A 12,254-nucleotide genomic window follows, 5' to 3' on the forward strand; every position below is an offset into this window, starting at 1 on the left:
TCTTAAGACGTCGAGGATTCCGGTTTTATTTGAACTTTTGTTTTAGGACGCAGACGCATCCGGTAAAGAATCAATACGATGAATGTCAGTGTCGAAGCCGCATACCAGATTGTCGTAAACAACGTTCCCGTATCTGTCCCGATGAAGAGACCATGGAGCGTCATCAATCCCCAAGCCGGTAAGACAAGCCAGTGCGTTAATTTCCATAAGGTTTTTCCGAGCGTCTCTTTTAGGAAGTCCGACGTGATCAGGACAAAACCGAAGAGATAAAGACTGATTGTCCCAAAGGCATTCCACAGTGGTTCGTAAGAGGCGTTGCCCGGTATCAAAATCTCGAGGATGGATAGCGGTGCATACGTATCCACGACGATCAACGTCGCGTGGAGGACAATCGCGAGTAGTCCGGCCCATCCGCTGTAGAGATGGATGTTATGAAGTCGTGCTTTTTGTTTTCGGAGATTCGGAAACGAGCCTAATAACCCCGCTAATACGGATAACGTCATCAAAAAGTGACCCGCTAGCCCACTTAGACGAATCATCGTCCAGGTCGAAAACATCCATTTCAACCAGTCCATAGTGCGCACTCTCCTTTCTTCTCGGATATGATTTCACCTGACGCATCGAGTAATAATAATCGCCCATTCGGAAACCATTTGAATAATTTCTCTTGCCGTTCCTGTTCTGTCATCTGAAAAGCAAGTTTCGTCATGACTTCCGCTTCGTACAGCTGTGGAGCAGAAGCAGTCACTTGAATGAGCGGTGTCTCAATCGGTCGCCCCGTTTTGCCGTCAAGTAAGTGATGGTTGACCCGTTCACCGACACGCCAGGAGCGATAAATCCGATTGGATGTTGCGACCGCCCCTTGTCGAAGGCTGATTTCCGCGATTTCTTCTTCTGTATGCGGATGTGTAATGCCAATCTTCCATGGTGTTTCGTCCGACCAGACGACGACATCACCGCCAGCTTCAATCAATCCGCGTCGTCGTTCTTTCCGAAGCCGTTGCGCCACCATCATTGCGGCTGCGCCTTTCCCGATTCCACCTAAGTCAATTGCTCCTCCACCAACACGTGTCACTTCAAGCCCTTCGAGAATGAATGGTGTAATCTCCGGGGGACCAACCCGTTCCGACTCAGTCGCATAGTGAAACGGAAATGAATCCCGGTATCCGTTCGCCTGTTGTTGTTCAAGAAGAAACGGAGAAAAATAGTGCTCCGTCTGTTCAAAATAACGAATCGAACGCTTTAATAACCGAGCGAGTGGTAACGAAATCGATAAGGTTTCACCGATTCGAAGGCGATTCAAACGGTTCACTTCACTCGCTTCAGCAAACCGTGACCACTCTCGATCAACGTAGCTGAAGAATCGTTCAATCTCTTGCCATTCTTCTTCAGGAATCTGGTTTTCCGTCACGAAACGAATCGTATTATGCATCGAATAGAGTTGACGTTCCATCACTTGACCTCCTATTTCGAATGGCTTGAGCGTCCATCGCTGTTTCCGCTCGGCTGGCTGAATCCGGAAGAGTCATCCTCTGACCATCCCTCATCATCATTATCATCATAATATCCGCCATCATCGTCTGACTCCTCGTCATCATAAGAATCCCCTTGTGTGGGTTGACTCGGGAAAGTTGTTTCATTTGAATACGTATCCCCTGTACTGACCGGTGTCGTCGATTGTCCGTTTGAGCTGACACTCAATTGACCAATCGCTAGACCGATGAAAACCGTACTACTTAAACCGACCATCCATTTCGCAAACGGCTTTGGTTTCATCTTTCTTCATCCCCTCTCGTTTCTTGTTATCTTTACTGTAGCGCTAAAAACTGATAACTAGCTGACGGCAACTATGGGATAATAAGAAAAAATGAACGCGGAGGGAAAATTCATGCGTGTATTGATTGCAGAAGACGATCAGCGGCTCGCGAAGATGCTAAGGCTGCATCTCGAACGTGCTGGCTATCAAGTCGATGTCGCGATAGATGGGATTGATGCACTCGATCAATGTCAGACGTTTCGTTACGATTTGCTTGTTCTCGATTGGATGATGCCTCATAAAAGCGGGATTGAGGTCGCAGCTGAACTCCGGAAAAACCGTTTTGAAGGCGGAATCTTGATGTTGACGGCTCGTGATACAGAAATCGACCTCGTCCATGGTCTCGATAGTGGTGCCGATGATTATCTCGTTAAGCCGTTCCAATCGAATGAACTGCTTGCCCGTCTCCGTGCACTGAGTCGTCGACAAAAGAAAGCCTTCGTCGATACCGTCTCCTACCAAGGACTCGAACTCGATGTCTCATCCCAAACGATTTCCTATAATCAGCATCCACTGGAATTGACACGTCGTGAATTTGAGTTTTTATCCCTCTTATTACGCCGACCGGAACAAGTCATGGGCCGCGAACTGATCATCGAAGTCGTCTGGGGAATCGGTGCCGACGTCACGGACAACGCCCTCGATGCCCTGGTCCGTCTCGTCCGTAAAAAATTAGAAGCAGTCGGTGCACCTGCACTCATCAAAACCGTTCGCGGTTTTGGTTATCGCCTCGGTGACCACCATGCTTGAAGTGATCCGGAAGCGGCTGACACTTTTATTCAGTGGGACCTTTTTACTGTTATTGATCCTCATACTCGTTGGTGTCTATTTTACGACGGCACGGTTACTCGACCAGACAGAGCTCAATCAATTAAAAAACATCTCGAACCGTGACGTCTTCGAACGAATCGAACATGGTGAAGATCGCTTGACGCCTAACCCGATTTATTTTCAAGTGCTGGACGAAACGGGCGAAGAACAGTATTCGAACCTTCCGGATGATGTAAAAGAAGAAACCGTTCAGCGTTTCGTATCCTCCGCTCAAGAAACTGAAAAAGTGACCGTCGAAGACCACCATTTTTTATTGTATCAACGCAATACGAAGGAAGGCTCCATCGTGCTTCTAAAAGAAACTTCTGCTACACGTGATACACTTCAACGATTAATCGCCATCCTATCTGGCATCGCCGTCTTGTCGACGTTAGTTTTGATGGGCGTCAGTTACGTTCTCGCCGGTCGAGCCGTCCAGCCCGTCCAACAAGCTTTCGACCGGCAACGTCGTTTCACGTCGGATGCCTCACATGAATTACGAACACCACTGACGATTCTGTATAGTGGCATCGAGTTACTTGAATCCGAACCACTCAGTCGTGAAGGCCAAACGATTCTTGCCGATTTAAAAGCCGAAACGACTTCGATGCAATTGCTCGTCGCGGACTTGCTGTTGCTTGCCCGCGGGGGGCAATCCGTCACCCTGCAATCTGTTGATTTCAGTGCACTTGTCTCAAAGACCGCTGAACGGTTCGCCCATACACTACCCAATCGGACACTACGAATCGAAATCGAGTCGAACCTATCAATTAAAGGTGATACTAACCAATTGACGCGCTTATTAATGGTCTTTTTAGAGAATGCTTCTGTCTACAGTGATGGCGCAATCGAGGTCCGCTTGTTAAAAGCACCTGGCGAAGTTCAGCTGACAATCGCTGATGAGGGAATCGGTATCCCGAAAAGTGATCAGTCCAAAATCTTCGAACGCTTCTATCGCGGGGACCATGCTCGCCACGGAACCGGGACAGGTCTCGGTCTCGCGATTGCCAGCTCAATCGCTGATGCTCATGGTGCAAAGATTGAGCTGGATTCGGCACTAAATGAAGGAACGCGCTTTACAATTCATTTCCCACATTAACAAAAACCGTCAGCTAACTATCAGATAGCGAGGGTAAGGTAAGGGTAGTTGCATAGTCCATACTTTAGGAGGGTTTCATATGATTGCTGGTGTCCCGCTTCACCCGTTACTTGTCCATGCGCCAATCGGTCTCTTACTCTTTGCTACGCTGTTATTACTGTTTAGTTTAAAATGGGTCCAACTCAAATTATTTGCCTTGATTACCTTATTTGTCGGTCTCCTCGCGGGAGTCGCCGCTTACCTGTCGGGCGATGAAACAAAGGATTATGCGCGTTCGACCTTGAATGCGAGTCACGCGGCAATTGAGAACCATGAGAGTTTTGCTTTATTCAGCCTGATTGCTTTCGGTATTGCTTTCGTACTCCTGCTGCTCGGTTACCGGTCGAATAAAAAATTGATGGTGATTCTCAGCCTGGTCGTCGCTGTGATTGGTAGTGGGTTACTTGCTTATGCCGGTCACCTTGGTGGACAGATGGTCTATAAATAACACAGACCCGTAAAGCGCCTCTTCAACGATAAAAAATCCCGTTTCCGATGAATGGAAACGGGATTTTTTTAGATTGATGACACATCATACGCATTCCATTTACTTACGGTGCGCTCGCCCGGGGCGACGATTATTCGAACGACGTGTATTACCACGTCCTTCAGCTGGTGCTTTTGTCCCTTTACTTTGGTCATGCTGCGCCCGAATCATCTCATCTGATAACTCGACGACGATTGGAGTGACTTCGACACCAAGCTCACGCTCCATGTCACGGAAGCTCCGCCCATCTTTCGGTGTAACGATTGAGATGGCGACGCCGTCGTTTCCAGCACGCCCCGTCCGGCCAATCCGGTGAACATAACTTTCCGCATCGTCCGGTAAGTCATAGTTGAAGACGTGTGTGACACCTGTGACATCTAGTCCACGTGACGCAACATCGGTTGCAATCAAGAATGGTGTTTTCCCTTGATAGAACTTCGACATCGCCTTTTCACGTTTTCCTTGCGTCAATCCACCGTGTAACTCGTCCGTCGGATAACCTTGCATTTGTAGTTCTTCGTTCAATTTTGTCACGCGGCGCTGTGTCCGGCAGAAGATGATTGCTGCATAAGGGCGCATTTCATCAAGCATCGTCCGAAGCGTCGCTTGTTTGCGACGGTCTGTCGTCTCGACGACGAATTGTTCGATGGCATCGACCGTCACCTTTTCAGCTTCGACCTGAACTTCGATCGGGTCACGCAGATACGTTTTCGCGAGCTGCTCGACTTTTGGTGGCATCGTCGCTGATAACATGACGAATTGACGATCGACCGGTGCTGCCGCGATGATATCCTCGATTTCCGGTAGAAAACCGATTTGAAGCATTTGATCGGCTTCATCCAAGACGAGTGTCTTTAGCGCGCTCAAATCGAGTGTTCCCCGACCGACGTGATCTAAAATCCGGCCCGGTGTCCCGATGATGATTTGTGGCATCCGCCCGAGACGTTGAATTTGTTTGAAGACATCTTGTCCGCCGTATACAGCCAGCGCACGGATATCTTCCATGTTTCGGATTAACTTGTGTGTTTCGTCTGCAATCTGACGCGCGAGTTCACGTGTCGGTGCGACGATCAATGCTTGGACCGTTTTGCTTTCTAAATCGATTTGTTCGAGAATCGGCAAGAGGAACGCAAGTGTCTTCCCTGTACCGGTCTGCGCTTTTCCTATTAAATCACGACCGGCGAGCAAATGCGGAATCGCCTGCTCCTGAATCGGCGTTGGTTGTTTGATGCCTTGTTTTTGTAATTTCTTGACCCATTGTTCTTGAATGTGTAGTGCTTCAAATGTTGACATAGTATCCTCCTAAAAATTATCCACAGAAAAAAGCTGTGGATAACCTGCTTCGAATCGACAAAAACAGTTATCCACAGCCGTGCTTTTTCTAGTATACACAATTTACGCGTTTGTTGCTTCCTGTTTTAACTTTCGATCGAGTACAAATGTCCCGAACGGAATGAACGAAGCGATAAAGGCGATCCCTGCTTTGACAAACGACCAGCGGTATTTAAATTTAACGACGGCAAGCCATAACGCATACATGACGAACAAAACACCGTGCATGGCCCCGACGACGGAAACCGCTTCCGGAACACCTGCCATATACTTTAACGGCATGGCAATCAACAGTAAGACTAAAAATGAAATACCTTCTAAAATCGCAATCAATCGAAATTGACCTAACGTAGTTCCTAACATCCCGTCACTCCTTTTTCCTGGTTCCTGTCTTTAGTATACGGGACGTCCGTCAGTCTGTGACCTGTGTCACAGGATTGTCAGATTTCAAGAGGGCGAAGACGGGCTTCGATTTCTTGCCGTTTTGGTTCAAGGAACGGCGGTAAAGCCAGCGTCTCTCCGAGTGTTTCAACTGATTCATCGGTTGCGAATCCCGGCGTATCCGTCGATAACTCAAACAGAATATGGTTCGGTTCCCGGAAGTAGAGCGCTTGGAAATAATGTCGGTCAACTTTTCCCGAGTTCGGTAAGCGGTATTGATTTAAACGCTCGACCCACAAATCGTACTCGGCACTGTTCGGAACACGGAACGCAACGTGATGAACACCGCCACGACCTAATCGTTCGCGGTCGAGATCCGGCCGCGCTTCGAGATGCACTTCGGCTCCGATGCCACCTTGACCCGTCGAATAAACTTCGATGTCCGCAAAGTCACCGGCGAGTGACGGGTAACTACCGATTTTTTTAAAGCCAAGGACTTCTGTTAAAACGAGCGCTGTTGGTTCCGGATCGTTAACGGTCAATGTCACGGCACCTAAGCCGACGATTGCATATTCTGCCGGAATCTCGTCGTGTTTCCACGGCACGCCACCCGGGACTCCCTGTTCGCCATCTTCTGCGACAAGAATCAGACGTGTCCCCTCCTGGTCACGAAAGGCAAGCGTCTGTCGTCCGGCTCGTTCGATGATTGAATCGTGTTCAACCTCTTTTTGCTCAAAGCGTTCTTGCCAAAACTCGAGCGCTGCCGTTGTCTTAACGCGAAGTGATGTCGAAGAAATACTCGATGCACCAGGGACACCTGTTCCGAGATGCGGAATGTCGAAGAAAGTTAAATCGGTTCCGGGATTTCCCTCTGCGTCCCCATAAAATAAATGATACGACGTCGTATCGTCTTGATTCACTGTTTTCTTAATTAAGCGCATACCAAGGATTTGTGTGTAAAACTGATAGTTCCGTTCGGCCATTCCGGTTAAAATCGAAACGTGATGAATACCAAGTAATTCCATGTCTGTCACTCCTTTTGAATTTGTTCTTATTCAAAGCATAGCGCATAAATATCTTTAATTCAAGATATTTACTTATAAAAAAACCGCTCTTCCGAAGAAGAGCGATTGAATAGTTGAAATTAAAGTTTTACGACGTTAGCAGCTTGTGCTCCACGTGCGCCTTCAGTGATTTCGAATTCAACTTCTTGACCTTCGTCAAGTGATTTGAAACCTTCACCAGTGATTGCTGAGAAATGTACGAATACGTCTTCTCCGCCTTCAACTTCGATGAAACCGAAACCTTTTTCTGCGTTAAACCATTTTACTTTACCTGTGTTCATGGGAACAACCTCCAAAAATAAATTACTTAATACATATGACGATGCATATGAAAGAAATTCATTATTGTCCCGAAATACATGGAGCGACGAAAAGATTGTTCGTGACGCAATGTGAATCAGTAGTGACAATAACAATATTAAGCTAACGTCAGTATAGTATGGATGCGCTTTAAAAGTCAAGTTGTCTGACCAATATTTTTCCAATTGATTCCACTTTTCAAAAGAAAAACAGACCTGGTTTCCCAGATCTGCTTTCTTTTTTAACGGTGGATCCAGACTGCTCCAGCAGAGTTATCTTTCGCTTCACCGATGACTTGAATTTTAAGACCGTTGTTCGGAAGAAGTTTCCCTGCATCCGGAATCAATTGATTGATATACGATTTAGAATCATCGAATTTCGTTACACCTGCGAGACCTTTATAGTCATAAAGACCACGTGATGGTGAGTCGATCAACCAAGCTGGTGCTTTGTCGTAGCTAAACGCAGCATCTGCGATTTGGTAACGTGTGCTTCCTGATACGACTGGTTTGCCTTTGAGCGTACCTACGATCGCTTCAGGGTGTGAATCGACGACACCGAGGAATCCTTCACCCGGGTGAACACCGACCCAGTTATCTGTGAAGCTAGAATCTGCATACCAAACGACGAGACCTGTGTTGTATTTCACACCACGTGCATGCTCGAGTGCTTTATCCGAGCCTGCGTAGTTCCGCCATTCGAGGTAGTACGCGTTATCTGCATAGCTGAAACCGTCAGATGCGACAAATCCGTCGAGTTTAAATTTCGGTGTACCTTCTGCATCGTCTTCGAAGACGACTTTACCATCGACAGTCAATTTCGCGTTATCGAGTGCGAAACCGTCAAGTGCGAGACCAGCATCACCTGTGTAGTCGAACTTAAGCGTTACTTTTTTACCAGCAAATTCGCTGAGATCGTATGATTTGTCGACCCATGCACCTTTTGAAGACTCAGCGCGTTGGTCGCCATCTGTATCTTCGTCACCAATCACGTCGATGACTTTTTCTACTCCGTCAGCCGTCGCTGTAACTGTCAAGAAGTCATAATCATACTCGACATCAAAGTACGCTTTGTAGTCGAATTTAGCAGCTTTTGCAGCCGTCAAATCAAACTCTGGTGATGTCATTGACGTATGAAGATCATTTCCTTTTGTGCTGTAGTAGTATTTTTTACCATAAGCCGGTGCAATGCCTTTAACCGGTTTTTTCGGTAAGTCTACTTTGATGATTCCCGGGTTTTTCGATTTTGTGACACTTTGGTCGATGTACGAAGCAGTACCTGCTTTTGATAACGAATCAAAGTCAATTGTCTCGATATTCGCCCAGTTTCCACCCATCACGTTTTGGAAGAACTCTTTATTTTGTGGTGAGAAACTTGTTGGTTCTGTTCCGGCAACGTTTCCGTTCCAGCTACCGCCACTCATGATTGACCATGATGCGACCGGCTCACCTTGACCTGTGTACTGTGTATCGTACTCATCTGGAAGACCTAAGTCATGACCGAATTCGTGTGCGAAAACACCGACTGCGCCATCTTCAGGTTGAACTGTATAGTCGTAGGCAGCCATTTTACCGCCCCAATAGTTTACTTTCGCTACTGAATCAGCAACAGGATATACGCCGCCGAGTGTCCAGCGGTGTGACCAGATTGCGTCGTCTCCGAGCGTTCCGCCGCCAGCTTCTTGTCCAGTACCTGCGTGGATGATCATCAAGTGATCGACGAGGCCGTCCGGCTCGTTCAAGTCGCCGTCCCCATCCATATCGTACTGGTCAAACTGATCGTAATCTGCCAAATTGACACCCGATTTGACTGCTGCGTTTAATGAATCTTTGACGAGACCACGTGGACCTTTTGCTCCTGGGAGGTTATCATTTCCACCTGCCGGATTATCTGAACCATAATCTTTTGCTGTGCCCGGAACGGTTAACCAATTCGAGACTGTTCCATCAACAGAGTAACTACCGCCCGATTGTTCTTCGTAGTATTGTTTAAACGTTTTTACTTTGTCCCCGTTAAAGAGTTCGAACTCTTTATCGCCAAACATTAAGTCTTGATAATGTTTTTGGTTGAAATCTTTTGAATACATGTACCCTTCTTCTTGCACGACATTGTTATGTTTGAAGTCACTATACTCAACTAGAAGGACCAATACTTTATCTGTACGTGTATCCCCGTTATAAGGTGCTTGTTTAGCTTTGTCGACTTTGACAAACCCATCTTTTTTACCTTTTTTATAGTTACCGTGCTTCTTATTCAACTGTTTTGCGAGTTGATTTTTTTGTTTCGTCAAAAAGTCTTTCGTTTTTTTGTCGAATTCTTTTGCTTTTTTTGATTCATGTTCTGCTGCTGGTTTACCGTTCGACTTTTTGTCCAAATACTTTTGGACAGCCTTTTGTTTCTCAGCTGCAGACGCTGCTTTTGAGACGACCCCACGATCTTGCAATACTTCTAAGAGACGGTCTTGATCGACTGTGTTCAAGTCCATCGGTGCGCCTACGGCTGCTTTTTCAGAAGCCTCAACAGTTGTTACCTTCCCACCAGGTAAAACCGGACCGACTGCGAACGCTGCTGCCGTGATACCAGACAAGACGGCTAAGCTAAGCTGTTTCTTTTTCCCCACGTGAACTTACCCCCTATGTAGTAGTGAAAAGCATACTTTTAATATACTTTTCTGAATATTCAAATCATATGTTATTTTAGTTCGTTAATCAATTAGTTTTTATATAATTAGGACTTTATAACTATACCTATTTTTGGTATTTAGTTTAAATTCCTTACAAGCAGCCGATATTAATAAGATGAACCTTATTTTAACTACGAGATTATTTCTGAATAGGAGGATTTGTATGCAACCGTTACGACGTTTTGAACGTCAAATCTTAACCAACTACTTAATCGGTTCATTCGTCGCCGTGTTTGGCGTCGGAAGTCTGTTTATCTTTGAAACATTAACGTTCAGTTCACGAGAACGAACATTATTACTCGCCATCATGACGGTATCTGTCATCATCATGTTCAGCCTAGAATATTTCGTCTATAAAAAACATATCCGTCCTCTTAATGAAGTTTTTTTATCAAAGCAACCTACTTTAACGCAATTGACAGATGCGTTCCGGACGACCCACCGCTTTCCTGTTTTGACGATCAAACGGATTCTCGGGCCTCATTTTCTTGGTCTCTCGGTTCCATCATCTGGTTTGACTGCTTTCGCCATCTCTCAAGGGTGGCTCGATATGCCTTATTATTTGATTGGTCTTGCTTGTTTTGGTGCGGTTCTCGTCGCGATTCTCCATGCATTGATTGAGTTTTTCCTGACCTATCGTGTGACAGAGTCGATGCTGCTCGATTTGACGGAACTCTCACGGTCATTCGGATACGGGGACCTTGAATTGAAAGTGCAAGACGTCGTCAGCCTTCGCCAAAAGATGTTGATCAGCACACTGATCATCGGTGTGTTTCCGATTCTGTTATTTGTTCTCGCCTCTGCCGTCCAGCTGACAGAAAACGAAAGTTTACGGTCGTATTGGAATTGGTCGACCTTGATTCTCATCGTAATTCTTTGCCTCGCGACATTCTGTAGCCTACTTCTGTATGAAAACATCAAAAAACCGATTCTTGCCTTACAAGCAGGTGTCGCTCAAATCGAATCCGGTCAGCTAAATACGATTCCGAATCCTTATTCGGATGAGTTTTCACAATTAATCGGTGGATTTAATTTGATGGTCGAAGGAATCGAAGGCCGTGATTTAGAAAATGAACGCCTCTTAAATAGTTTGTTTACGTTATTCGCCGCGACGCTTGACGCACGTGACCCCTATACTGCCGGTCATTCTTTACGTGTCGCTGAATATTCGGTCGAAATCGCACGTGCTGCCGATTTACCTGAAGAACAAGTCGAGTTGCTACGTAAATCTGCCCTCCTGCATGACATCGGTAAAATCGGGATTCGTGACGATGTCTTATTGAAGGAAGGACGGCTGACAGACGAGGAATTTGATAAAATCAAGCAACATCCGGTCATCGGCGTTCATATTTTGTCGCAAGTTCATCTCCCCGAGACGTTACAACCGATTCTTCCCGGGGTAAAGTATCACCACGAGCGTTATGATGGAAAAGGGTATCCGGAAGGACTAGCCGGTGACGCGATTCCACTTTTCGGCCGGATCATGGCAATCGCTGATGCCTATGACGCCATGACTTCTGATCGTCCGTATCGCAAGGGAATGCCTGTCGAAAAAGCTTTATCTATCCTTGAAGAAGGCCGCGGAACGCAATGGGATGCCCATTTCACGCAACTCTTCTTAGACCTGAAACGACAAAACATCACTACCGCTTCTTGATTTCTGACGAAAGGAGCTTCAGGATGCACCCCAAAATCGTTGAACGTCATGAACTGTATGTCATCGGACTCAGCATGACATGCGAAGAAAATGAGCTCCATACCTTGATGCCTGAACTTTGGCGTGAGTTTTCACGTCGGTCACATGAAATTCCTGCACTACCCGAAAGTTTTCCGTTAGATGTCTCACTTGAACATCGAGGAACCAAATATACACAGTGCGTCGGACTACCTGTTCCTACACTAGAGCGGATTCCAAAAGGAATGAAAGGCTATCATGTTCCAGCTGCACGTTATATCTTTTGGAAACACGAAGGCCCGGACATCGAAATTTGGAAGTCCTTCGACAAGATTCAGCGTTTCGCACACAAACAAGGAATCGAACTTGACCCGCTCGATTTTAAAATCGATGAGACGCGGGAAGGTACACATCATTTGTATCAACGGATTCTTTAAGGACTGCTCACGCGAGCAGTCCTTTTACTTTGAGAGCGTCTTAATGACTGAATTGTTCAGTACGGGTACTAAATACCTATTTTCAGAAAATTCTATTTAATTCGAATGCCTTATTCTCGTTCGTCATTTTG

Annotated in this window: 13 protein-coding genes; 5 read left to right on the plus strand and 8 right to left on the minus strand. The window is 46.3% G+C overall.

The window, feature by feature from the left end; translation table 11 throughout:
- Positions 1–2: 2 nt before the first annotated feature.
- Genes KNQ04_RS06640 through KNQ04_RS06650 form a run of 3 tightly spaced genes read right to left on the minus strand, consistent with a single transcriptional unit; the run spans position 3 to position 1,776 of the window.
- The gene (locus tag KNQ04_RS06640) at positions 3–575 is read right to left on the minus strand and encodes a ferric reductase-like transmembrane domain-containing protein (RefSeq protein ID WP_214848329.1); all 573 of its coding nucleotides are present in this window, start codon (positions 573–575) and stop codon (positions 3–5) included.
- Positions 563–1,453 carry an FAD:protein FMN transferase gene (locus KNQ04_RS06645; protein WP_214848333.1) on the minus strand — a complete coding sequence of 297 codons (891 nt, stop codon included), beginning with the start codon at positions 1,451–1,453 and terminating at the stop codon, positions 563–565. Before KNQ04_RS06645 ends, KNQ04_RS06640 begins: the two co-directional genes overlap by 13 nt.
- Positions 1,454–1,464: 11 nt before the next feature.
- Positions 1,465–1,776: a hypothetical protein gene (locus tag KNQ04_RS06650; protein ID WP_214848336.1), complete on the minus strand. Its 312-nt coding sequence runs from the start codon at positions 1,774–1,776 to the stop codon at positions 1,465–1,467.
- Positions 1,777–1,888: 112 nt separating this feature from the next.
- Between KNQ04_RS06650 and KNQ04_RS06655 the strand changes: the two genes are divergently transcribed.
- The 3 genes from KNQ04_RS06655 to KNQ04_RS06665 all read left to right on the plus strand — a co-directional run bounded on the left by KNQ04_RS06655 (position 1,889) and on the right by KNQ04_RS06665 (position 4,212).
- On the plus strand, positions 1,889–2,566 hold the full coding sequence (locus KNQ04_RS06655) for a response regulator transcription factor (RefSeq protein WP_214848339.1): 678 nt from the start codon (positions 1,889–1,891) through the stop codon (positions 2,564–2,566).
- On the plus strand, positions 2,559–3,725 hold the full coding sequence (locus tag KNQ04_RS06660) for a sensor histidine kinase (RefSeq protein WP_214848342.1): 1,167 nt from the start codon (positions 2,559–2,561) through the stop codon (positions 3,723–3,725). Before KNQ04_RS06655 ends, KNQ04_RS06660 begins: the two co-directional genes overlap by 8 nt.
- A 79-nt stretch (positions 3,726–3,804) precedes the next feature.
- Positions 3,805–4,212, plus strand: coding sequence for a DUF2231 domain-containing protein (locus tag KNQ04_RS06665; RefSeq protein WP_214848345.1), 408 nt, complete (start codon positions 3,805–3,807; stop codon positions 4,210–4,212).
- Between the two features lie 99 nt (positions 4,213–4,311).
- Here KNQ04_RS06665 and KNQ04_RS06670 read toward each other — a convergent pair whose 3' ends face one another.
- From KNQ04_RS06670 to KNQ04_RS06690, 5 genes are all read right to left on the minus strand, one after another.
- A complete protein-coding gene (locus KNQ04_RS06670) occupies positions 4,312–5,544 on the minus strand; it encodes a DEAD/DEAH box helicase (RefSeq protein ID WP_214848348.1) in 1,233 nt (410 codons plus the stop codon).
- A gap of 102 nt (positions 5,545–5,646) precedes the next feature.
- Positions 5,647–5,946, minus strand: a complete 300-nt coding sequence (locus KNQ04_RS06675; RefSeq protein ID WP_026827128.1) for a DUF3817 domain-containing protein — start codon at positions 5,944–5,946, stop codon at positions 5,647–5,649.
- Between the two features lie 77 nt (positions 5,947–6,023).
- The gene (locus tag KNQ04_RS06680) at positions 6,024–6,989 is read right to left on the minus strand and encodes a ring-cleaving dioxygenase (protein WP_214848352.1); all 966 of its coding nucleotides are present in this window, start codon (positions 6,987–6,989) and stop codon (positions 6,024–6,026) included.
- A 119-nt stretch (positions 6,990–7,108) separates the two neighbouring features.
- A complete protein-coding gene (locus tag KNQ04_RS06685) occupies positions 7,109–7,309 on the minus strand; it encodes a cold-shock protein (protein WP_012371797.1) in 201 nt (66 codons plus the stop codon).
- Positions 7,310–7,569: 260 nt separating this feature from the next.
- Positions 7,570–9,948, minus strand: a complete 2,379-nt coding sequence (locus KNQ04_RS06690; RefSeq protein ID WP_214848355.1) for an immune inhibitor A domain-containing protein — start codon at positions 9,946–9,948, stop codon at positions 7,570–7,572.
- A gap of 226 nt (positions 9,949–10,174) precedes the next feature.
- Between KNQ04_RS06690 and KNQ04_RS06695 the strand changes: the two genes are divergently transcribed.
- Both KNQ04_RS06695 and KNQ04_RS06700 read left to right on the plus strand, forming a co-directional pair.
- Entirely contained in the window at positions 10,175–11,668 is a 1,494-nt protein-coding gene (locus KNQ04_RS06695; protein ID WP_214848357.1) for an HD-GYP domain-containing protein, read from the plus strand.
- Positions 11,669–11,691: 23 nt separating this feature from the next.
- Positions 11,692–12,123, plus strand: coding sequence for a GyrI-like domain-containing protein (locus KNQ04_RS06700; RefSeq protein WP_214848358.1), 432 nt, complete (start codon positions 11,692–11,694; stop codon positions 12,121–12,123).
- Positions 12,124–12,254 lie beyond the last annotated feature (131 nt).

Origin of the sequence: Exiguobacterium sp. s193, from assembly GCF_018618755.1 — a bacterium.
Taxonomy (GTDB): Bacteria; Bacillota; Bacilli; order Exiguobacteriales; family Exiguobacteriaceae; genus Exiguobacterium_A.

What these genes read in the sequence shown, in the direction of transcription:
- KNQ04_RS06675 (WP_026827128.1), bottom strand. Translation starts at nt 5,946, where the DNA reads ATGTTAGGAACTACGTTAGGTCAATTTCGATTGATTGCGATTTTAGAA.
- KNQ04_RS06660 (WP_214848342.1), top strand. Translation starts at nt 2,559, where the DNA reads ATGCTTGAAGTGATCCGGAAGCGGCTGACACTTTTATTCAGTGGGACC.
- KNQ04_RS06680 (WP_214848352.1), bottom strand. Translation starts at nt 6,989, where the DNA reads ATGGAATTACTTGGTATTCATCACGTTTCGATTTTAACCGGAATGGCC.
- KNQ04_RS06645 (WP_214848333.1), bottom strand. Translation starts at nt 1,453, where the DNA reads ATGGAACGTCAACTCTATTCGATGCATAATACGATTCGTTTCGTGACG.
- KNQ04_RS06650 (WP_214848336.1), bottom strand. Translation starts at nt 1,776, where the DNA reads ATGAAACCAAAGCCGTTTGCGAAATGGATGGTCGGTTTAAGTAGTACG.
- KNQ04_RS06700 (WP_214848358.1), top strand. Translation starts at nt 11,692, where the DNA reads ATGCACCCCAAAATCGTTGAACGTCATGAACTGTATGTCATCGGACTC.
- KNQ04_RS06685 (WP_012371797.1), bottom strand. Translation starts at nt 7,309, where the DNA reads ATGAACACAGGTAAAGTAAAATGGTTTAACGCAGAAAAAGGTTTCGGT.
- KNQ04_RS06640 (WP_214848329.1), bottom strand. Translation starts at nt 575, where the DNA reads ATGGACTGGTTGAAATGGATGTTTTCGACCTGGACGATGATTCGTCTA.
- KNQ04_RS06665 (WP_214848345.1), top strand. Translation starts at nt 3,805, where the DNA reads ATGATTGCTGGTGTCCCGCTTCACCCGTTACTTGTCCATGCGCCAATC.
- KNQ04_RS06655 (WP_214848339.1), top strand. Translation starts at nt 1,889, where the DNA reads ATGCGTGTATTGATTGCAGAAGACGATCAGCGGCTCGCGAAGATGCTA.
- KNQ04_RS06695 (WP_214848357.1), top strand. Translation starts at nt 10,175, where the DNA reads ATGCAACCGTTACGACGTTTTGAACGTCAAATCTTAACCAACTACTTA.
- KNQ04_RS06670 (WP_214848348.1), bottom strand. Translation starts at nt 5,544, where the DNA reads ATGTCAACATTTGAAGCACTACACATTCAAGAACAATGGGTCAAGAAA.